The sequence below is a fragment of the Ramlibacter sp. genome, from assembly GCF_035655895.1.
Classification (GTDB): Bacteria; Pseudomonadota; Gammaproteobacteria; order Burkholderiales; family Burkholderiaceae_C; genus Ramlibacter.
The window spans coordinates 426,878-447,445 of sequence record NZ_DASRTN010000013.1; the positions used below are offsets into that span (position 1 = coordinate 426,878).

General features: G+C 64.1%; 19 protein-coding genes. 16 read left to right on the forward strand and 3 right to left on the reverse strand.

Annotated elements, in window-relative coordinates:
• The first annotated feature begins 52 nt into the window (after positions 1-52).
• From VFE82_RS16445 to VFE82_RS16515, 15 genes are all read left to right on the forward strand, one after another.
• Positions 53-880: an ABC transporter permease gene (locus tag VFE82_RS16445; RefSeq protein WP_325001392.1), complete on the forward strand. Its 828-nt coding sequence runs from the start codon at positions 53-55 to the stop codon at positions 878-880.
• Positions 870-2,150: an ABC transporter ATP-binding protein gene (locus VFE82_RS16450; protein ID WP_325001393.1), complete on the forward strand. Its 1,281-nt coding sequence runs from the start codon at positions 870-872 to the stop codon at positions 2,148-2,150. Before VFE82_RS16445 ends, VFE82_RS16450 begins: the two co-directional genes overlap by 11 nt.
• Positions 2,150-5,080 carry a glycosyltransferase gene (locus tag VFE82_RS16455; RefSeq protein WP_325001394.1) on the forward strand — a complete coding sequence of 977 codons (2,931 nt, stop codon included), beginning with the start codon at positions 2,150-2,152 and terminating at the stop codon, positions 5,078-5,080. Before VFE82_RS16450 ends, VFE82_RS16455 begins: the two co-directional genes overlap by 1 nt.
• Before the next feature lie 17 nt (positions 5,081-5,097).
• Positions 5,098-5,478, forward strand: coding sequence for a GtrA family protein (locus tag VFE82_RS16460; RefSeq protein ID WP_325001395.1), 381 nt, complete (start codon positions 5,098-5,100; stop codon positions 5,476-5,478).
• Positions 5,459-5,875: an FdtA/QdtA family cupin domain-containing protein gene (locus VFE82_RS16465; protein WP_325001396.1), complete on the forward strand. Its 417-nt coding sequence runs from the start codon at positions 5,459-5,461 to the stop codon at positions 5,873-5,875. The genes VFE82_RS16460 and VFE82_RS16465 overlap by 20 nt, the downstream gene beginning before the upstream one ends.
• Positions 5,872-7,398: a hypothetical protein gene (locus VFE82_RS16470; protein WP_325001397.1), complete on the forward strand. Its 1,527-nt coding sequence runs from the start codon at positions 5,872-5,874 to the stop codon at positions 7,396-7,398. Before VFE82_RS16465 ends, VFE82_RS16470 begins: the two co-directional genes overlap by 4 nt.
• Positions 7,395-8,642, forward strand: a complete 1,248-nt coding sequence (locus VFE82_RS16475; protein WP_325001398.1) for a hypothetical protein — start codon at positions 7,395-7,397, stop codon at positions 8,640-8,642. Before VFE82_RS16470 ends, VFE82_RS16475 begins: the two co-directional genes overlap by 4 nt.
• 78 nt (positions 8,643-8,720) lie before the next feature.
• The gene (locus VFE82_RS16480) at positions 8,721-9,827 is read left to right on the forward strand and encodes a DegT/DnrJ/EryC1/StrS family aminotransferase (RefSeq protein ID WP_325001399.1); all 1,107 of its coding nucleotides are present in this window, start codon (positions 8,721-8,723) and stop codon (positions 9,825-9,827) included.
• A gap of 2 nt (positions 9,828-9,829) precedes the next feature.
• Positions 9,830-10,585: an SAM-dependent methyltransferase gene (locus tag VFE82_RS16485; protein WP_325001400.1), complete on the forward strand. Its 756-nt coding sequence runs from the start codon at positions 9,830-9,832 to the stop codon at positions 10,583-10,585.
• A 6-nt stretch (positions 10,586-10,591) separates the two neighbouring features.
• Positions 10,592-11,281: an acetyltransferase gene (locus tag VFE82_RS16490; RefSeq protein WP_325001401.1), complete on the forward strand. Its 690-nt coding sequence runs from the start codon at positions 10,592-10,594 to the stop codon at positions 11,279-11,281.
• A complete protein-coding gene (locus VFE82_RS16495; RefSeq protein ID WP_325001402.1) occupies positions 11,278-12,198 on the forward strand; it encodes a hypothetical protein in 921 nt (306 codons plus the stop codon). Before VFE82_RS16490 ends, VFE82_RS16495 begins: the two co-directional genes overlap by 4 nt.
• The gene (locus tag VFE82_RS16500; protein WP_325001403.1) at positions 12,191-13,144 is read left to right on the forward strand and encodes a GNAT family N-acetyltransferase; all 954 of its coding nucleotides are present in this window, start codon (positions 12,191-12,193) and stop codon (positions 13,142-13,144) included. The genes VFE82_RS16495 and VFE82_RS16500 overlap by 8 nt, the downstream gene beginning before the upstream one ends.
• Positions 13,141-14,070 carry a glycosyltransferase family 2 protein gene (locus tag VFE82_RS16505; protein WP_325001404.1) on the forward strand — a complete coding sequence of 310 codons (930 nt, stop codon included), beginning with the start codon at positions 13,141-13,143 and terminating at the stop codon, positions 14,068-14,070. The genes VFE82_RS16500 and VFE82_RS16505 overlap by 4 nt, the downstream gene beginning before the upstream one ends.
• A 24-nt stretch (positions 14,071-14,094) precedes the next feature.
• Complete coding sequence (gene wecB / locus VFE82_RS16510) at positions 14,095-15,198, forward strand: non-hydrolyzing UDP-N-acetylglucosamine 2-epimerase (RefSeq protein WP_325001405.1); 1,104 nt, start codon at positions 14,095-14,097, stop codon at positions 15,196-15,198.
• Positions 15,199-15,302: 104 nt separating this feature from the next.
• The gene (locus VFE82_RS16515; RefSeq protein ID WP_325001406.1) at positions 15,303-16,301 is read left to right on the forward strand and encodes a glycosyltransferase family protein; all 999 of its coding nucleotides are present in this window, start codon (positions 15,303-15,305) and stop codon (positions 16,299-16,301) included.
• A 1-nt stretch (position 16,302) separates the two neighbouring features.
• On the opposite strand, the gene VFE82_RS16520 is transcribed toward VFE82_RS16515, so the two are convergent.
• Positions 16,303-17,049: a glycosyltransferase family 2 protein gene (locus tag VFE82_RS16520; protein WP_325001407.1), complete on the reverse strand. Its 747-nt coding sequence runs from the start codon at positions 17,047-17,049 to the stop codon at positions 16,303-16,305.
• Between the two features lie 95 nt (positions 17,050-17,144).
• On the opposite strand from VFE82_RS16520, the gene VFE82_RS16525 reads away from it, so the two are divergent.
• Positions 17,145-18,266: a glycosyltransferase gene (locus VFE82_RS16525; protein ID WP_325001408.1), complete on the forward strand. Its 1,122-nt coding sequence runs from the start codon at positions 17,145-17,147 to the stop codon at positions 18,264-18,266.
• A 9-nt stretch (positions 18,267-18,275) separates the two neighbouring features.
• Here VFE82_RS16525 and VFE82_RS16530 read toward each other — a convergent pair whose 3' ends face one another.
• Both VFE82_RS16530 and VFE82_RS16535 read right to left on the reverse strand, forming a co-directional pair.
• Positions 18,276-20,303, reverse strand: coding sequence for a hypothetical protein (locus VFE82_RS16530; RefSeq protein WP_325001409.1), 2,028 nt, complete (start codon positions 20,301-20,303; stop codon positions 18,276-18,278).
• A gap of 68 nt (positions 20,304-20,371) precedes the next feature.
• Positions 20,372-20,551, reverse strand: coding sequence for a hypothetical protein (locus tag VFE82_RS16535; protein ID WP_325001410.1), 180 nt, complete (start codon positions 20,549-20,551; stop codon positions 20,372-20,374).
• Positions 20,552-20,568 lie beyond the last annotated feature (17 nt).

A 20,568-nucleotide genomic window follows, 5' to 3' on the forward strand; every position in this document is an offset into this window, starting at 1 on the left:
CCCAGGTGACGCCTAGGCGCGGCCGCCGCGCCAATCAACCGCTCCACCGACTTTGAACCCGCACGCAGCTCACCCCCATGGATTCCGGGCGCTCGCGCGCTCGCTCCACACCCACGCTGACCTCATTCAGCAGCTCGTGCGCCGCGAGGTGGGCGGCCGCTACCGAGGCTCTGTTCTGGGTTTGCTGTGGTCGTTCTTCAACCCGGTTCTGATGCTGATCGTGTACACGATCGTCTTTAGCGTTGTGTTCAAGGCTCGCTGGCCCGGCGGCAGCCAATCCCGCGCCGAATTTGCGCTAGTACTGTTTGCCGGGCTGATGGTCTTTAACTTCTTCTCGGAATGTGTTAACCGCGCGCCATCGCTGGTGGTGGGCAATGTCAACTACGTGAAGAAGGTGGTGTTTCCACTTGAAGTGCTGCCGGTCGTCTCAATGGGAGCCGCGGCATTCCACCTGCTGGTCAGCATGGCGGTGTGGCTGGTCTTCTACATGCTTTTCTTTGGCATACCGCATCCGACGTTACTGCAGCTGCCACTGGTGCTAGTGCCGCTGGTACTGCTGACCGCCGGCTTGAGCTGGCTGCTGGCGTCGCTCTCGGCTTTCCTACGCGACGTTGCCCAGGTGGTGTCGGTGGCTACCACCGTGCTGCTGTTCCTGTCGCCGGTGTTCTTTCCTGTGTCCGTTCTTCCCCCCGCATATCAATCGCTGGTACGCCTGAGTCCGTTGACTTACGTTGTCGAGCAGGCCCGTGATGTCATGGTGTGGGGCCGCGGCATTCACTGGGTCTCCTGGTCCGGCTACACCGCAGCTTGCGCCTGCGTCGCATGGTTGGGCTTCGCCTGGTTCCAGAAGACGCGGAAGGGATTCGCCGATGTCCTCTAATTCGGTGATCGAGGTGGCCGGGCTGGGGAAGTGCTATCACGTCTATGACAAGCCACGCGACCGCCTGCTGCAGATGCTTGCCCGCGGCCGACGGCGTTACTACCGAGAGTTCTGGGCGTTGCGCGACGCGAATTTCCGCATCGGCCGAGGCGAGACAGTCGGCATCATCGGCCGCAACGGAAGTGGCAAATCCACGCTGCTGCAGATGATCTGCGGCACCGTCACCCCGACCAGCGGGAGCGTGCGCACGGCTGGCCGTGTCGCAGCGCTGCTGGAACTTGGTGCCGGTTTCAACCCGGAATTCACCGGGCGCGAGAACGTGCTCTTGAACGCGGCGATCCTGGGCGTGCCGAGAGAGGCCATGACTAGGCGTATGCAGGAAGTGGCCGAGTTCAGCGAACTGGGCGACTTCCTCGACCAGCCTGTCAAGGCTTACTCGAGTGGCATGTTTGCGCGGCTGGCCTTCTCGATCGCCATCCACGTCGATCCGGACATCGTTGTCGTTGACGAGGCGTTGGCGGTCGGCGATGCGCGCTTTGTCGCCAAATGCATGCGCCGCATCCGCGACTTGCAGGAGCGTGGCGTCAGCATCCTGTTTGTGAGTCATGACACGACCGCCGTGCGGACTTTGTGCCAGCGTGCCATCTGGCTCGACAAAGGGCGCCTGATCGAGGATGGTGAGGTCTTCCCAGTCACAGGGCGCTACATGTCCTATATGTTCCGAGAGGATGGTGCGGCCAGTGTTGAACTGGCGTCCCCACATCCTCAGTCGCCATCTGCGCCGAATCCTGTCGTCGAGACCAATTCGGCACCGGGCCTGGATGACCGGCCAGTTACGCATTGGGGCTCCCGCAAGGGCTTGGTCACACAAGCTTGCATCTGCGACGCCGGTGGGCAGCGTCGCGACGTCATCGAATGGGGCGAGTCGGTGGAGGTGCGCGTCTGGCTGGCATTGCCGCCCGAGCTGCCGCGAGCCGGGTTGAGTGTCGCGATCTCGATCAAGGACCTTAAGGGAAGCGACCTAGTGGTGGCGACCACCCAGGAGACTGGGTTGGTTCTGCCGGAGCAGCACCGGCTGTGCGTGGTGTTCCGCTTGTGCAACCTGCTGCTGGAGGGACGCTATCTGCTCGTCGCAGCGGTTGAGAATCGCAGCGAAGCCGAAGTTTATTACTACGAATATGTCGAGGGGGCGCACTACTTCGCCTCCCATTCCGTCCAGCGGTCGGGAGTGTTCCAGCCGTACGTCGAGCAGCATGTGGAGATCATGTGATGGCAGACCAAGTCAATACCGAGGGCTACTGGGATGCTCGCTTCAGCACGGACTGGGAGTCGATGGACGGGCCCCGCCAGTCCCGCTTTTTCTCACATGTGGCGATTGAACTCATGCCGCCTTGGCTGCTGGAGCGGATGCGGCAGGAGCTGACGGTCGCCGATTGGGGATGTGCTCAGGGCGACGGCACGGTGGTTTTCAGCGAGTTTGTGGACTTTTCGCGCTTGACCGGCATCGACTTCTCGCCGGTGGCTGTGGCGCAAGCTGCAAAACGGTATCCGCAGATCGTATTCAAGGCGCAGGACTGGCTGGCTGGCGAGGACGACAAGGTGCGGTACGACGTAGTGTTCTCCAGCAACACGTTGGAGCATTTTGAGCAGCCGTTCGAAGCGTTGGCGGTGCTCTCCCGGCGTGCAACCAAGGCGGTTGTCCTGGCATTGCCGTACCGAGAGTTCAATCGCATTGAAGAGCATTTTTCGACGTTCACGCCGCAGAACCTTCCTATCGAGCTGGAGAGCGGTCAGCGGTTGGTATGGGCCCGCGTCACCGACTGTCGAGGCCGGCCGGGTGCACTCTGGCACGGCGAGCAGGTCCTGCTGGTCTACGCCAACGCGCAGTGGATGAATTCATTGGGCCTGACCATCGACGCCTTGCTGGTCGAGCACGAAGATCCGGCAAGGACAGGCTCTTCTGCCGCCGTGATCGCCAAGCTAGAGGGCGACCTACAGAAGGCACGTGCCCAGGCGGTCAACCAGGACTATGAGCTGCAGCAACTGCGCTCGCGTGTGCACGGACTGCAAGTGCAAGTCGAGGAGGTCTCTGCCTGGGCGACTCGGATGGATAAATCGCCGATCAGCTACGGTGTCAAGCGACACACAATGCGCGTGGCCAAGGCGGTATGGCGGCGGCTGCCGTTGAGCCAGCGCGGGCGCCAGCGCGTGCGCAGCGCTGCCGACCGAATCGTTGGTGCGTTGCGACGCGCGGGGGCTCGGGCACAGGCCGAGGCGCCGCTGAACTTTGATGTGGTCACCGACCCCAACCAGTACCGTTCCGAGCGCGACATCTTCGTGTTCGCGGTGATCGACTGGCACTTCCGGATACAGCGGCCGCAGCACCTTGCCCGGGGCTTCGCCCGTACCGGCCGGCGCGTGTTCTACATCAGCAGCACGTTTGTCGACTCGGTGGAGCCCGGCTTCCGCATCGAACGTCTCGATCCGGAACTGGAGCTGTACCAAGTGCAGCTTCACGTGCCTGGCGCTCCGGCGATCTATTTCGCGCAGCCCACACTGGCGGTGCGGCGCACGCTGGAGCTCGGCCTGGCTCGCCTGATCGGCCAGTATGGCGCGACATCGTCCGTGTCGCTGGTGCAGCACGCCTACTGGCACCGCATCGCATACGGCATGCCTAACAGCCTTCGCGTCTACGATTGCATGGACCATCACGAAGGGTTTGGGAACGTTCCCGCCGAGCTGCTTGCCGCCGAGAAGGAGCTGCTGCGTACCAGCGATCTGGTAGTCGTCACCTCAGGCTGGCTGGAGGAGATTGCGCGGGAGGAGAACGCGTCCGTCGCAGTGGTGCGCAACGCCGGCGAGTACGCCCACTTCGCTACTCCGCCCGCCGAGGTCTTCCGGGATCCCCAAGGCCGACGCGTGATTGGGTATTACGGCGCGATTGCAGAGTGGTTCGATCTGGCCCTGCTAAGGGCAGTCGCACAGGCACAGCCTGACTGCCTGGTGCTGCTAGTGGGGAATGACACGGCGCAAGCTGCGCGGACCCTGGCCGATCTGCCGAACGTCCACTTCACCGGCGAGGTGCCCTATGCCAAGCTGCCGTACTACTTGTGGGGGTTCGACGTCTGCCTGCTGCCGTTCCAGGTGATCCCGCTGACTTTGGCCACCAACCCCGTCAAGGTTTACGAGTATCTGTCTGCCGGCAAGCCGGTGGTCGCCGTCGACCTTCCCGAGATCGCCCAGTTCGGTGACCTGGTCCGCAAGGCCACTGACCACAAGGGCTTCGTCGCCCAAGTCGCCCACGCCCTGGAGCAACCGGGCACAGAGCAGCAGGTCGAGGCGCGCCGGGTATTCGCGCGTGAGCAGACTTGGGACCATCGTGTCGCAACCATGGCGGCCGAACTGACGGATCTGCAATTGCCGCGCATCAGTGTGGTGGTGCTGACGTTCAACAATCTGGCTCTGACCCAGGCCTGCCTGGATAGCCTTCTGACCGAGAGTGACTACCCGAGACTGGAGATTGTCGTGGTCGATAACGCGTCGACCGACGGCTCACCCGAGTGGCTGCGGGAGTGGCAGGCCGCACACCCCGAAGCGAAGGTGATTCTGAACGAGCGCAATCTTGGATTTGCGGCCGGCAACAACGTCGGCTTGGCGGCGGCAACTGGCGACTACCTCGTCATCCTGAACAATGACACGGTGGTCACGCGCGGCTGGGCTTTGACGTTGTTGCGGCACCTGCAGGCTGACCCGCAGGTGGGACTGGTGGGGCCGGTGACGAACAACATCGGCAACGAGGCGCGGGTGGAGACCAGCTATGGCAACGACCTGCAGGCCATGCGGCCCCAGGCCCTGCGCCACACGCTCACCAACATGAGCCGCCATTTCCGCATTCGGACTGCCGCGTTCTTCTGCGTACTGTTTTCCAGGGCGGTCTACGAGGCCGTCGGCCCTCTGTGCGAGGACTACGGACTCGGCTTTTTTGAGGACGACGACTACTGCCGCCGGATCGAGGCCCAGGGCCTCTACAGCGCCTGCGCGGAGGATGTGTTCGTACACCATCACCTCTCTGCGTCCTTCAACAAGCTGCCGAGCCGAGAACGCGAAGAACTGTTCGCACGCAACAAAGCCGTCTACGAGGCCAAGTGGGGTCGCTGGGAGCCTCACTCATACAAGCGCGGGAGACGGGCGTCTGCCTGAGGTCGATGCCTGTAGCGATGCGTTTCTCCCGCTTCTTGGTGGCCGGGCTCGCCAACACGGGCATTACGTACCTTGTGTACCTGGCGCTGGTGCAGCTGATGCCGTATGCGACCGCATATTCGCTGACGTACGCGCTTGGTATCTTGCTTGGCTATCTGATCAACGCCACCTGGGTGTTCAGCCAGCGGCCGTCCGCGTCCAGCGCCTTCCGGTATCCGCTAGCCTACCTGCTCAATTACGTGCTGGGGCTGGGGTTGCTGTGGTTGTTGGTGGACCGCCTCCGCATGCCCAAGCAGATCGCTCCGTTGGCCATCCTGTTCATCACCACGCCGGCCATGTACGCAATGACGCGCTATGTCTTCACTCCCCGCAACAGCCATGATCAGATCGACCGTTGACGACTGCAAGACGATCGCTTTGCCCAGGATCGACGACCCGCGCGGGAAGTTGACCTTCATCGAGGGCGGTCACCACCTTCCGTTCGAAATCCGCCGGGTGTTCTACCTGTATGACGTGCCAACCGAAGAAAGCCGTGGCGCGCATGCCCACCGCGACCTGCACCAGTTCCTGATCTGTCTGTCGGGCAGCTTCGATGTCGCATTGGATGACGGCCTCAAGAGGGCGACCGTGCACCTGAACCGCCCTTGGCAGGGCCTACACATACCGCCGATGATCTGGGCTGCCGAGGTCAACTTCGACCCCGGTTCGGTGTGCCTGGTGCTTGCTTCGGACCGCTATATCGAATCGGACTATATCCGGGACTACGACCAGTACCTGTCGATGGTTCGGCCATGAGCGGCGAACGCGTATCCTTGATGACGGGGGGCGAGCAGCGCGACCTCTTGGCCGCTCTGCTTGGCGCAGTGCTGAGTTGTTGGGTCATCGACTGGGTCCTGACGCCCACAGCGGTCTTCCCGATGCACCACGACGACTACGCGGTGCTCGGAGCATCCCTGCGCAACATCTTGGCGCTGGTGGAGCGGCCCGTCTCGACTTACCTTGCCTACGCGATGGGACACTTCGGCATTGGCTTCAGCTACTCGTTGCTGAACCTACTGACGGCCATCGTGCCGGGCCTGGTGTTGGCCTTCGTGCTGCAATTATTCCATGTGCGGGGGTCGCTGCTCGCGGGCGCTGCCTTCGGTCTCGTCGTGTTCGGCCATTCGTCGGCCATCGAGCACGGGCGGTACCTCGGCCTGATCACGAACCTCACCTCGCACGCGTTCGGTGTCGGTGCGATGTTGCTGCTTCTATCCGGTTGGCGCAGCAAGGCTTGGTTGTCGTTAGCCGCCGGCATCTTGTCTTATGCGCTGTCGGCGTTCGCCAAGGAAGATTTCTTGCTGCCGCCCCTGCTGCTGATCGCCCACCTGATGCTGGAGGATCGCATGCGGCAGCCCGCCGATCTTGCTACCAAACCGCATCGATGCCCTTTGCAGTCCGTGCTGATGGCCACGTTCGTCGGCATCGCGATTGTGAGTGTCGGCTACAACTTCTTCGTACGCAGCCCATTCCTGGCAGGTCTTGCTAATCCAGCCGCTGCGGCCGATCCGTATGCGCTCACATTGACCCCGATGGCACTGTGGAGCAACTTTCTCCGGCTCACTTGGGAGTATGCGTACTGGCAGTGCCTAGTCTGGATTGGAGGGATGCTGCTACTGGTGATATTCTGGCCGGCGCGCTTCCGGACGTGGGTGTTCCTGCTCGCGACCACCATCGCAGTCGTGTTGCCGTATGTGCCGCTGGGCAACAATGCCCCGGAGTACCGAGCATTCGCTTGGCTGCCATGGCTCTGCGCACCCGCGTTCGTCGCGGCCTCGCTCGGATGGTCCGAGCGAAGCTGGGTGCCGGGTTTTGCGATTGGCGGGAAATTGCTTGCGCCCACATGCCTCGCAGTGGCTCTCGCCGTTTCGAGCATGGATGCGCCACGGCGATCGACCGTGGCCGGCTGGTACGCGGCCATCCAGGCGCGCAACGCGCGCATGGTCCACTTCATCACGACCTACAAGCCTGCGATCGACCACGACCGCGTCGTCGGTGTTGCAGGCGTAGAGGGGCTTTCCCCCTGGTCCAAGACCAGTGGTCGCTTCTTGCAGCGGAAGCTGGGGCTCGTGAACGACTGGGTGGTGTTCGTCGACAAGCCGAATATCTTCTTTCCCTTAGGCCCGGGTCATGCCGGTTCCAAGATCACGGTGGTGCTTAGCGCCGCTGCATGCGAAGCACCTGACATGCTAGTCGTGCGCTTTGATGCCGAAGGAAACGGGGCTCTGGTGCGCGGGCGGCAAGTTTGTGACGAGGCCAAGGTTAACCGGGGCTCATGATGTGGAATATCGACGCAGCGAACCGCGCAGGGGCTGGTGGGTCAATGTCGGTGAAGCCTGCCCTAGAACGCGGCGAACTCCTGGGTTTGCCAAGTGACTGGAGCTGGATTTGCTGCTCCACTCTGATTCTGGTCACGTTCGCCTTCGTCTTGGCCAACGGATCGGAATTTGCCTTTCCATACCTGGCCTGGATGAAGACATACAGGGAGATGGGGTTAGTAGCCGGGTATTACTCCATTCCGGATGTGTATCCGCCGGGCACCTTCAGTGCGCTTGCGGTTGCCGCGAAACTCGCTACCACGTTCTCGATCACGGACTACGAAGCTTTCAAGATCCTGCAGATCTGCGGCTTCGTGCTCGCCTCCTTTCTGGCCTACGCCTATAGCCGTGACTTGGTTCTAACGTCAGTTTTCCAGCTGTCCCAGTTCGCCAATTCTCTTGTCTTCTCTTCGGTTGACATCTGGTTTATTCCCCCGTTGATTCTGTCGCTCTGGGCATTGAAGAAGCATCGACTGGCCCTGAGTGCTGCGGCATTTGCACTGACGCTGGCCTTCAAATGGCAGCCCGTCTTTATCGCGCCCGTGCTGGTGCTCCACCTGATCCAACTGGCGAAGCGAAATCACAAGAAGCTCTATCTTGCTGCGGCCGGGATTGCGGTCGGGCTCGCCGTTCCAGTGTCGATCTTCGGCCCTGCCTACATCCTCAAGCTCTTTGCCGCCGGCGGAGGGAGCGCCACTTCATATTCGGCGTGGACGTTCAATCTGGGGTGGATCATCGGTGCGATCGTTGACGGGGGATTGCACCCAGTGAAGATCATCTTTGCCGACCCGGGTTCATGGCAGATCCGGGCGTTGCAGCTGGTCTTCGCTGCCAACCTTCTGCTCATGCTGGCCCTTCAATGGCGTTGCAAAGGTTCATACGAGTCGATGATGATCGCTGCCTGCGGCGCGTTCGCCGGCTTCGTCATCCTGTACCCGGGCGTGCACTCGAATTATTGGGTCACCCTGAGCGTCTTGCTGTTCGTCCTCGCGGCGGGCGACCGCTCCGCATCGAAGCTCTTGCAGTATGTGGCGGTCATGTCCTGCTTCAACATGCTTTTTATCTACACATGGCCTTCGGGCAAGACGGTGACGGGGCTCTTCATCTCGCTCGCTGTGTCGCTGTTGAACCTGGCTGTCTTCCTCCTTGCGACCAGCCATGCCTTCAGCAGGCGCACTGCTCCGGTGTTAAGCGAACAAGGCTGAAGCACCACCATTGAGCCCTCGTTCAGGTCCATTTGAGTCCTACGTAAAATGCCGGCGACCCCATCCCCGCTTGCCCCTATGCTGATCAACGACCTATCCGCCCGCATTCGCGCGCACGAACCCGCGCTGCACGCGGCCGCGGAGCGCGTGCTGCGCAGCGGCTGGGTGGTGCTGGGACCGGAGGTCAAGCGTTTCGAAGAACAGTTTGCTACCTATCTAGGTGTGCGCAACTGCGTCAGTGTTGCCAACGGGACCGACGCGATCGAGTTCGCGCTGCGAGCCTTCGCATTGCGTGCTGGCGAGCGGGTGGCGACCGTCGCCAATGCCGGCATGTACGGCACGATCGCCGCCGCGGCCGTCGGCCTAGAACCGGTATTCATGGATGTCGCCCTGGATACCAGGAACGTCACTGTTGCCGAGGTGGAGCGCGCCATCCAAGTGGGCGCAAGGGCGGTGATCGTGACGCATCTCTACGGCAACCCCGTTGCCGAGATCCGTGAGATCGCCCAGCTGTGCCGTCGGACGAGCGTGCCGCTGCTCGAGGATTGCGCGCAGGCGCACGGCGCCAGCGTCGACGGTCGTGCGGTCGGCTCCTTCGGCGATGCGGCGTCGTTCAGCTTCTACCCGACGAAGAACCTCGGCGCACTGGGCGACGGGGGCGCCGTGACCACCGACGATGCAGACTTGGCCAAGAGGCTGCGGGCGCTGCGCCAATACGGCTGGTCCGAGAAGTACCGCGTCGAGATGGCCGGCGCCCGCAACAGCCGCCTGGATGAACTGCAGGCCGCGTTCCTCAACGAGTTCCTCCCCGGCCTCGATGCGCTGAATGCGCGTCGTCGTGCGATCGCCCAGCGCTACGGGTCGCTGCTGCGGCATCCGTCTGTGGAACTGCCGAACTGGCAGGCCGGCAGCGTGGCGCACCTGTACGTGGTGCGCACTACCTGTCGCGCCGCTCTGCGCACCCATCTGTCGGCTGCGGGCATCGGTTGCGACGTGCACTACCCGATCCCGGACCATCGTCAGCCTGTGTTCGGTGAGACGTACGCGCATGTGCGCCTGCCGAACACCGAGAAGCTCGCGGGCGAGGTGCTGACACTCCCTTGCTACCCGGAAATGACCGATGCGGACGTTGCGCGTGTCGCGAACGCCATCAATGCCTGGGACGCCCAGGATGCGGGACATTGACCATGGCAACCAGCGCACCGAACCCGTACGCCAATATCGGCTTTGAGGATTTTCGCCGCTTGGCTCAGCAGCCGGGGCTCTCGAAATACGAGCGCATCGGTTTTCCAGACAGTTACCGCGAAGGTTTTGAGGCCGAGATCTTCCGGGACATCTTGGGCAAGCTGCCCCGATTGAATGAGGACCGCCAAGTGATCCTCGACGTCGGCCCAGGTTGCAGCGATCTGCCTGTGATGTTGATCGAGCACTGCGCCGCCCGTGGCCACGAGTTGCACTTGGTCGACAGCGCCGAGATGCTGGGGCACCTGCCCGATCGTGCGGGCACTCACAAGCATGCAGGCCTGTTTCCGAATTGTCCCGATCTCGTCGCGGCCCAGCAGGGGCGCGTGAACGTCCTGCTCTGCTACAGCGTGCTGCACTACGTCCTGGTGGACGCGGCATTCTTCCGGTTCCTCGACACCGCGCTGTCGCTGCTTGCCCCTGGCGGGGAGTTCCTGATCGGCGACATCCCGAACATCTCCAAGCGCAAGCGCTTCTTCGCGAGCGAGACCGGTGTGCGGTTCCACCAGGAGTTCATGAAAACCGCCGAGCGGCCCGAGGTTCGTTTCAACCAGATCGAGCCAGACCAGATCGACGATGCCGTGGTGATGGCACTCCTGCAACGGGCCCGTGCCCAGGGCTTCGACGCGTATGTGGTCCCGCAGTCCCGAGCGCTGCCGATGGCCAACCGGCGGGAAGACATCCTCATCGTGCGGCCCTGACCTGCCATGAATAAGACTCAGACCAAGACCAAGAAGATCGTCATCCTGGGTGACTCGGCATTCGCCGAAGTGGCTTACGAGTGCTTCACCCACGATTCCGAGTACGAAGTCGTCGGCTTCGCGGTCGAGGGTGCCTATCTCAAACAGGACAGGCTGTTCGATCTGCCGGTCGTGGCATTCGAGACACTCGAACAGGTTTTCGACCCCGCGCAAGTGCACTTCTATGCCGCACTGGTCTACACGCAGCTGAACCGGCTTCGCACCCGGCTCTACCGCGCGGCCAAGTCCAAGGGCTACATCCCGGCCAGCTATGTCAGCTCGCGCGCCTTCGTGTGGGGCAACGTGCAGCTGGGCGAGCATTGCTTCGTCTTCGAGGACAACACGCTACAACCTTTTGCGCGTATCGGCGACAACGTGGTGCTCTGGAGCGGCAACCACATCGGCCACCACAGCCGGATCGGCGACAACTGCTTCGTGTCGTCGCACGTAGTGGTGTCCGGCTTCTGCGAGGTCGGCGAGAACTCGTTCCTGGGCGTCAACTGCTCGTTGGGCAACAACGTGGCCGTCGGTCGCGATAACTGGCTTGGTCCAGGCGTGGTGCTCACCAGCGGCACCGAACCCAACCAACTGTTTCGACTTGAGCAGCCCGAAGCTGCGCGCGTGTCTGCCACGCGATTTTTTAGGGTGAAGGAATGAAGTGGCGCAAGCGAGGCGTCGTCTGGAACACCGACGGGCAACGCTGGTGGTCGCGCACCCATGCGATGGGACCGACGCCCGTGGTCATGGGCGACACGATCCGACTGTTCCTGACCACGCTGGACGAGCAGGGCAGGGGACGCCCCACCTTCATCGACGTGGCTGCTGAGGATCCCACCCGGGTGCTCCGCGTAGCCGACCGCCCGCTGATGGACATCGGGCAGCCGGGCACCTTCGACGACAACGGCTTGATGGCGGTGAGCATCGTTGCATCGGCCGATCGCCTGCTGATGTATTACGCCGGTTTCGAGCTGTGCACCCACGTGCGATACCGGATCTTCACTGGACTGGCCATCAGTCGTGATGGTGGCGAGTCCTTCGAGCGCGTGAGCCGCGTGCCGGTGCTCGATCGCTCCTCGCAGGAGCTCTACTTCCGTTGCGGCCCGTTCGCCATGCTGGATGGGGACGCTGTGCGTCTGTGGTACGTCGGCGGCAGTGAATGGACAGAGCTGAACGGCAAGCCAATGCCGATCTACGACCTGCGTTATCTGGAGTCCAGGGACGGTGTGCACTGGCCCAACCAGGGACGTGTGGTAATGGACATCACCGACCCGGACGAACATGGATTCGGCCGCCCCTGGATCCTGCGCGATGCTGCGGGCGGGTACCGGATGTTCTATTCCATCCGCAAGCGGTCTGCCGCCGCGTACCGGCTTGGGTATGCCGAGTCCGCTGATGGCCTGGACTGGAAGCGGATCGACGAGCAGATGGGACTGGAGCCCTCGCCTGGCGAGTTCGATTCCGACGCCATCATGTATTCCGCCGTCATCGAGGCTGCGGGCCGCACTTGGTGCTTCTACAACGGCAACAACTTCGGGGCGACCGGCGTGGGTGTGGCGGAGCTGCTCGGTGATTGAGGCGGCATTCCTGACGGACGGGCAGAGCGCCGAGTGGGATCATTTCTGCAAGGGTGGGCTCAACGGCACGTTCCTTCACTCCCGCCGCTTCCTTTCCTATCACGGGACGAGATTTGTCGATCGCTCCCTGATGGTGCGTGAAGACGGCCAGCTGGTGGCGGTACTTCCCCTGGCCCAGTCAAGCGGTGACGCGACGGTCGTCGTCAGTCACCCGGGTGCCACGTACGGCGGCCTAGTCCACCAGGGCAAGGTGCGCGGCATGCGGACCATCGAGGCCCTGGAGGCCTGCGCGTCGGCGCTGCACGCTGCAGGCTACATGCGCATGCAGTACAAGCCCGTGCCGCATATCTACCACCAAGTGCCGGCCCAGGATGATTTGTATGCCCTGTTCCGGCTGGGCGCGCGGCGGTTTCGATGCGACCTGTCCAGTAGCATCGACTTAACTAACCGCGGCGCGCCGAGCGAGCGGCGGCGCCGGGGACTGAAGAAGGCGCTGCGCAGCGTCGAGTTGCAGGACGGCGCGGAGCAACTGCCCGCCTTGTGGGCCGTCCTGCAGGACAACCTGGCACGCAAGCACGACGCGCAGCCGGTGCACTCGCTGCAAGAAATGCTGGAACTGTGCCAGCGGTTCCCACAGGAGATTGCCGTCCGCGTTGCCTGCATTGCGGGTCGCGTAGAAGCCGGCGTCGTCCTGTTCCGCTGTGGCCCGGTCTGGCATGCGCAGTACATCGCAGCGAGCCAGGCTGCGTATGACGTGAGTGCGCTGGACGCCGTCTTCGACGGCGCCATCACCGAGGCGAAGGGCGCCGGCGCGAGATACTTCGATTTTGGTACCAGCAACGAGGAGGGAGGACAGGTGCTGAACGACGGCCTGTACCGATTCAAGACCGAGTTCGGAGGCGGTGGCGTGGCCTACGAGCAATACGAGATCGAGCTTGTGCGATGACCAGCAAGACCCTGTCCGTGGTGACCCCGGTGTACTTCAACGCCGGCAGCCTTCCACGGTTGTTTGAAGAATTCGGCAAGCTCGAGGACCAACTAGCGGGGCGCGGCGTCGCGCTGGAACTGATCTTCGTTGACGACGGCTCGAAGGATCGCTCGTTGGAGCTGCTGCTGGAATTCAGGCAACGCAGGCCGGCCACCAAGGTGGTCAAGCTGACCCGCAATTTCGGCGCCGTACACTGCTCGAAGACCGGCTTCCGTTTCGTCACGGGCGACGCCTTCATGATCGTGGCGGCGGACCTGCAGGACCCGCCGAGTCTGATCGTCGACATGGTCGAGCGCTGGGAGCAGGGCGCCAAGTTCGTGATCTGCGAACGCAGCACCCGGGAAGATCCGCTCGTATCGCGCATCTACTCGAGGATCTACTACAAGCTGCTCCGCGCGCTGGTCATCCGCGACTATCCGCAGGGCGGCTACGACATGGCGCTGATGGACCGAGCTCTCCTTGAGCCGATGACGCACAGTGCCAAGTCCGTGTTCACGCCTCTGCTGGCCTACTGGCTGGGATACACGCCAGAAGTGATCAAGTACCACCGGCCCAAGCGCGAGCACGGCAAGTCTGGCTGGACGTTCCGCAAGAAGCTCACCGCCTTCCTGGACGTGATGCTTGGCTTCTCAATCACCCCGATCCGGCTGATCTCGGCCGTGGGTGCATTCACTGCGCTGTTCAGCTTCTTGTACGGTGGCGCGGTCGTGATCAACGCGCTGCTCAATCGCATCCCGGTGGAAGGATTCGCGACGGTCGTCGCGCTGATCACGTTCCTGCTCGGCCTCATCATCCTGATGCTAGGCGTGATCGGCGAGTATTTGTGGCGCATCTTCGAGGAAACGAACAAGCGGCCGGAAACGGTCATCGAGCAGGTGTGGTGACAGCACCGACAAGGACACACAGCTTTGAAGCCCAAGATTCTCTGTACCGTCGGTACCCGTCCCGAGGCCATCAAAATGGCCCCGGTTATCCTCGCCCTGAAAGCTTCCGACCGGTTCGATTGCCGCGTGCTGGCGACTGCACAGCATCGGCAGATGCTGGACCAGGTCCATGCGTTCTTCGGGATCGCGGCCGACATCGACCTGGACATCATGCGTCCGAACCAGGCGCTGTCGGTGTTGACCGCCCGGTTGTTGACGCAACTCGACGAGGTACTAGAGCGCGAGGCGCCCGACGCGGTGCTCGCCCAGGGCGACACGACCACTGTTATGGCTACGGCGCTCGCCTGCTTCTACCGCCGGATCCCGTTTGGTCATGTCGAGGCGGGCCTGCGGACCGGCGACATCCAGAATCCCTTCCCTGAAGAGGCTAACCGCGTCATTGCGGGGCGACTCACCCGGTGGCATTTCGCGCCCACGCGCAGCTCGCGCGAGAACCTGCTGCGGGAAGGCGTGAATGAGGCCGACATCCTGGTGACCGGGAATACGGTGATCGACGCCTTGCTAATGACGGCAGGCCGCACCGACGTCGATTTCGGCGTTAAGTTGCCCGCCGACCAACGCATGGTGCTGGTCACCGCGCATCGACGCGAGAATTTCGGCCCGCCCTTCAAAGAGGTCTGCCGTGCATTGCGGCACTTGGCCGAGGCCAATCCTGCCGTCCGGTTCGTCTATCCCGTGCACCCCAACCCGAACGTTAAGGGCGTGGCGTATCCGGCCCTGTCGACGGTGCCGAACTTCACGCTCATCGAGCCGCTGGACTATGCCCCGTTCGTCGCTGCCATGAAGCGCGCCCACCTGATCATCAGCGACTCGGGCGGGGTCCAGGAGGAAGCTCCGGCGCTGGCGAAGCCGGTCCTCGTCTTGCGCGACGAGACCGAGCGGCCAGAGGCCGTCGACGAAGGCGTGGTGAAGCTGGTAGGTCCGCACTTCGACGCCATCGTGCAGAACGCGCAGCGCCTGCTCGACGATCCGCGGGCTTATGCAGAGATGGCGCGCGGCGTCTCTCCCTACGGGGACGGCAAGGCCGCCGGTCGCATCGTGCAGAGGCTGGTGGACGACCTCACTTGAAGTCGCTCGTGTATCTGGCGCCGGTCCCTTGGTCCGCCGTCGCCCAGCGGCCGCATAAGTTCGTGGAATGGTTCCACGCGGCCCACGGAGGACGCGTCCTGTGGGTGGATCCATCGCCATCGCGCCTGCCGCAACTGCGCGACCTGCAGCGCTTCGTGCGGCCGGTGGTGGAGCCTGCGGCAGCCGTCCCGCCCTGGATGGAGCTGTCGCGGGTGCGGGCGCTTCCCATCGAACCGCTCCCCGGCGCCGCGCAGCTGAACGCGTCCCGATGGGCTTTCACGCTGTCGGCAGTGCGTCGATTCACCGAGCAGGGTGCATGCGACCTGGTGGTCGGCAAGCCATCTAAGCTAGCCCTGGCCGTGCTTGCACGGGGCGCCTTCGCCCGGACCGTGTACGACGCGATGGACGACTTCCCCTCGTTCCACCCGGGGTGGGCCGGCCGGGTAATGGCCGAGGTCGAAGCGGCTGTGGCTGGCTCGGTGCAGGTGGTGTACGCGTCGGCCACGCTGTTGCAGCGCAAGTTCACTGCGGCTGGCCGGCCGGTGCCCCTGGTGCGCAATGCCTGCGACCCCGCGTCTTTGCCTGTCCTGAACCAGGTGGCCGCACTGCGCGAGCCTGGCCTGGTGGGTTACATCGGCACGCTGGCGCGCTGGTTCGACTGGGGGCTGCTGGAGTCGCTCGCAAGGGCGCATCCGCATCGGCGCTTCCGTCTGATCGGGCCGTTGCACACGACCGTGCCGCGTTCCTTGCCCGGCAACGTCGAAGTGCGTGGACCGTGTGCCCACCGCGAAGCCATGCAAGAGATGGCACGGTTTTCGATCGGACTCATCCCGTTCCACCTCGACTCGCTCACGGCGGCCGTCGATCCGGTCAAGTACTACGAGTACCGCGCTCTGGGTATCCCCGTGCTGTCCACTCCGTTCGGTGAGATGCCCCAGCACGCCACGCAGGACGACGGCGTGGTCCTCGTGCGGGGCGATACTAGCCTGCGTGAGGCACTCGAGGCGGCCGAGCGCGTCATGGATGGCGCCGCCAAGGTCCAGGCTTTCCGCGACGCCAATGCCTGGGAGCGCCGTTTCGCGGACGCGGAGGCCGCCTGCTGATTCAAACTGCCAGCAGCCGGCGATAGCGCCAGAACGCCCCCGACGTCCACACCCGCGCCAGGCTGCCCAGGTGCCACGCCAGCGGCCGCAGTGACGAGTTGCTGGCCCGCTGCGCCTCGTGCAGCACCTCCACGCCGGGCGTGACCTGCAACTGCCAGCCGGCCAGGCGCAGGCGGGCGCAGAGGTCGAAGTCCTCGCAGTACATGAAGTAGCGCTTGTCGAAGCCATGCAACTGCGCGAAGGCCTCGCGCCGCAGCAGCATGAACATGCCGGCCACCCAGGCCGGCGCGGGCGGCGCGCGGTGGCCGGCGCGGCGCTTGCGCAGCAGCTCCAGGGGCGTCAGCAGGTCTCGGTAAGGCTCGGGTGCGGGCTTGCCGGGCTCGCGGATGCGTGGCGCAAGCAGGCCGGCGTCCGGGCGCGCCTGCTCCAGCATCGCCGCGAGCACGTCGCGGTCGAGGCGGATGTCCGGGTTGAGCACCAGGAACCACGGCGTGCGGCACTGTGCGAAAGCCGCGTTGTGATTGGCGCCGAAGCCGCGCGCCGTGTCGTTGTCAATGCGGGTGAGGGGGAAAGCCAACGGCGGCAGCCGGATGCCGGGCTCGGGCCGGTTGACCGTCAGCAGCACCTGGGCGATGTGCGGCGCGCACCAATGAGACAGTTGCGCGAGCAGCGGCTCCACCAGGGCCCACTGCCCGTGCGATACCACCGATACGGTGACGGGCGGAACGGAAACGCTGGGAGAGGCCATCGGTGTCGACCATTCTAGTGAGGCCCGAAGAGCTCAATGCGGCGTAAGCTGCGTGCGACAATTGAACTCAACCAGAAGGACACACCGGACGAGGCATGCTGTTTCTGCTGATCATCTGCGGCGTCGTGTCGTCGTTTGCATGCGCGGCGCTGATCCGCTCGGGACGCCGCATCGCGCATCGGTACGGCCTAGACATGCCGCAGCGGTTCCACGCCGGCCACATTCCCCGCCTGGGCGGGGTGGCCATGCTAGCCGGCTGCTCCATCGGATGGCTCTGGATGGTCATTGCTTCCAAGTATTTGGGCATCGCCAACGGCATCCAGTTCTCGCCCGCGCAAGCGCTGGCGTGGTGCATCCCCGCCATGATCGCGGCGGGCTGCGGCGTCGCGGAAGACGTCTGGCACCAGTTGCGGGCACGATGGCGCCTGGTGTTCACGCTCCTTGCCGGCGTGACCGCCGTGCTGCTGCTGGACCTGCGGATCGGCAGCCTCGGCCTGGCATGGCTGGATCGCGGTTGGACTGCCTCGACTTGGCCGGCCATCGCGTTCGCAGTGCTCGCGATTGCCGGATTGCCGCATGCCTTCAACCTGATCGATGGCTACAACGGGCTGGCCGGCACTGTGGCCATGATCTGCAGCTTCGCGATTGCGTATGTGGCCCTCCAGGTGGGCGATCGCGAGATTGCCGGGGCCGTGCTCGTCCTGGCCGGTGCGACCGCAGGCTTCCTGGTCTGGAACTATCCCCGCGGTCTGATCTTCGCAGGTGATGGCGGTGCCTATCTCTGGGGCGCGGTGATCGCGATGGCGAGCATCTTGCTGACGCAACGCCATCGAGAAGTGTCTCCATGGTTCCCAATGCTGCTGCTGGCCTACCCCGTGCTAGAGACCGTGTTTTCCATCTACCGCAAGGCCGTGCGTGGACAGTCCCCCAGCATGGCCGACGCGCTGCATTTTCACCAGCTGATCTATCGCCGGATCGTTCGCGAGGTGTTCCACGACGACGAGAGCCGGCGCATGCTGATGAGAAACAACCGGACGTCCCCTTATCTCTGGGGTTTTGCGGCGTTCACCGTTGTCCCCGCCGTCTTGTTCTGGCAGTCCACATACATGCTGATGGCTTGCACCTTCGGGTTCGTCACCTTGTACGTCTGGGCATACACGAGCATCGTGCGCTTCAAGGTGCCGCGCTGGGTGCGCAGCCGGAGCAGTCGTTTCTGAGCTCCCGTCTCACGGCGATCGTCGGTCCACTCGCAGCTCAAGGCACCGCTGCAACAACGCGTTGTGGACTTCGAACAATCGGGCCGCCACCGGGTCGACATGTGTCGGAGGGCGTTGGGCCTTGAGTGTCTCGGCGCAGTTGTCCCGTTTCAGGTCAGGTCCGACCGCCAGGAGGTAGCGCTCTGTCACGGCCAGGCTGCTGTCCGGCAGCCCGGCACGGCGGCGGCGCAATTCGGCCGCCAGTTGCATCCAAGCCTGCGCGGCGGTGTTCCCCGCCAGCGCACCGCCCGCCGCCACGATGTAGGCTTGTGCCTGGTCCGTCATGATCGCCAGCCGGCGTTGCTGGTCCGCGAGCGCGGCTTTGAGGGTGGTCGCATCGCGCGTGCCTAGCGAGCGCAGCAGCGGCGCCGGTTCGCCTCGCCACCAGGTGTAGTCACTGGCTTGCGGGGCAAACAAGGGCAGCCGGCGAAGCTGGCCTTGTGCTGCGGAGAGGCGGGCGCCGAGCTCCGCCGCCTGCTGCGTGCTGAGGCGGTGCGCGAGGTCCGGAGCCCCGAACGACATCAGCAGCTTCTGAACCTGCATGACCTGCTGTTGCTGTGCCTTCAACGCCCTGGCATCCAGCGCCAGCGTGGCGTGAGCAGGGAGCGATGCCCGGATCGCCAGCACGGCACTGTCGTGCGCGAGCAGCGCCAGCCGGTCGTCGACGAGTCTGGCCAGCGCGGGCCGGGCGAACGCCGGTAGCTGCTCGAGGACCTCGCGACCGAGCAGTCGTCGGGTATCGCCCGTCGCGAAAGCCGCTTGGAAACCCGGGGTCGCCGCCGGGGGCGCGCCGTCGTCTTGCAGCCGCATCGACGGATTGGCCAGCAGGCGCCCCAACGCCAGTCGCAGTCGGTCCCGTTCCGGCGAAAAAGCGAAGTGCTGGCGTGACTCGCTCCACACCAAGCCGGGCTGCTCCTGGTCATCGACCAACGCCTCGAACTGCAGTCTGAACTCCGCAAGTGCTGCGGCCCTCTGCACTTGCACCGCCTGAACGACCTCGGGGCCAAGGAGCGGAAGATCGGCGATGCGCGACAGCAGTGATCGATCGGGACCATCCGCCCCATGCTGCATCCAATCCATGTCGCCGCGAGCGAGCAGGGCCTCCTGGCGCTGAAGCAGATCGTGCACGGCCTGCAGTCGCCGCACCGTCGGCGCGAAAGGCATGCGTTTGCGCGCCTCGAACAGGCCGTCACTCTCTCGCGCGAGCGAACGCTCCAGCTCCAGCAATGGGTGTTGCGACAGCAGTCTTGTGTACAGGGCTGACGCGCCCCTCTCCAATGTGCATCGGGCTGCTGCCCGGATCGACGCCGGGGTGGGGTCCCAGCGCCGGACGGACTCCGAGCCTCGCCGCTGCGTGCCGAACAGCATGACGGCCCGCGATGACGTCGCCGGCAGATCGGCGCCCAGTGTGTAGTGCACCAGGTGTCGCAAGTGCCCAGGTCCGTCGGCGGCACCGTCCTGCTGCAGAACTTGCCACGACTGCAGTGCCCGGTCCAGTGGACGGAGCGCCTCCACGTAGTCACGCAGCGCCACGAGCTCCGCCAGGTCCTGTGTCGTACCTCCGGACAGTCGCCGAGCCTTCAAGGGCAACGGCGCTGCGCACTCCAAAGGCGACCGGATTCTGCCGTCATTGCCAATCGGCGCGCCCGTGAGCTCGCTGGCGCGAAGATGCAGTTCGCGCCGGATTGTCTCTAGCACGATGTCTCCAAACTCGCGCTCCATGCGCGCGGCAAGCCGTTGCTCCAGATCGTCAAACACGGCCCACGACCCAGGCATGAACGCTGTCCACAGCGTGCCGCCATGGAGTTGCTCCATCGCGCCTAGCAGCGCCAACGCCTTGCGCCGATACCACTCCGGATCCACTTGGTTGCGATCCGTGGCGCGCGACCGGAATTGCGAATCGGCCGAGAGCTGGACCAGCGTGCGCGTCATCTGGGATTGCCAGCGCTCCAACTGCACGGATGCCGCGACCAGGCCCAGGCACCAGAGGCCCAGCACAGCCCACGCCACCTGACGGGCATCCAGCGCAGGCAGCCAATGCCGAGCACGAGACAACAGCCGCCCGGTCATTGCGTGGCGCCGACGGGCGGCGACAGGTCGACCAGTTGCCGAACCGGCCACGTCTGCCACCACCAAAGGCCTTGCGACAGCAGCAGCACGACCATCCCGGCCGCGGCGATCGCGCCCCAGCGCCGCAGCAGGTTCGCGAGCTTGCGAAGCCAAGGTTGGTCGTGTAGATCGGACAAGTCGCTTCCCTGCAGTC